Origin of the sequence: Clostridium sp. HV4-5-A1G, from assembly GCF_900184915.1 — a bacterium.
GTDB lineage: Bacteria > Bacillota > Clostridia > Clostridiales > Clostridiaceae > Clostridium_B > Clostridium_B aromativorans.
Genome location: NZ_FXYI02000390.1, coordinates 1 through 526, shown reverse-complemented (window position 1 = coordinate 526; position 526 = coordinate 1). Strand labels below are relative to the sequence as shown.

Sequence of the window (526 nt, the reverse complement as noted above, 5' to 3'; positions counted from 1 at the left end):
GTTACCACAGCTTCATAACAGCTGTTTTTGGTAACTTTCTTGATATTTTCAAAATACGGATCATCTGTAGCTCTCTTTATGGAAAGTTTTAAAATGCCTTTTTCCATGTCAATTTCCTGGATAACAGCTGTCTTTACATCCCCTATTTGAATGGCATTTCTAAGATCCGATATATAGCCCCAGTCTATTTCTTCTTTCGGTATTCTGACTTCTACACCATAAGCTTCGACATATGCCGTGGTACGACCTATACCCACAATTCTAACTGGAATTTTATCTCCTTCAGTATGTTTGGGAAATTCCAGCTTTGACCTCAAATCCATGGCTTTTCTCCTTGATGCAACAGCGATTTTTCTTTCAGCATCAAGTTCAACTACTATAAAATCTATCGGAGCTCCTATCATAGTTTTCATTATATTATAAATTTCCATCTGATCTTCACGCTTGATATTCATTTCTCTGGAAGGTATGAGAATTTTGAAATCTCCGTAAAAGACAATCCCACATGGAATTTCTATTATCTTTT

At 35.7% G+C, this 526-nt stretch carries 1 protein-coding gene; it reads right to left on the bottom strand.

Translation table 11 applies throughout. From position 1 onward, the window contains the following. The coding region (locus J5G60_RS18695; RefSeq protein WP_207876670.1) for a S1 RNA-binding domain-containing protein at nt 1–526 on the bottom strand (526 nt) is incomplete at both ends.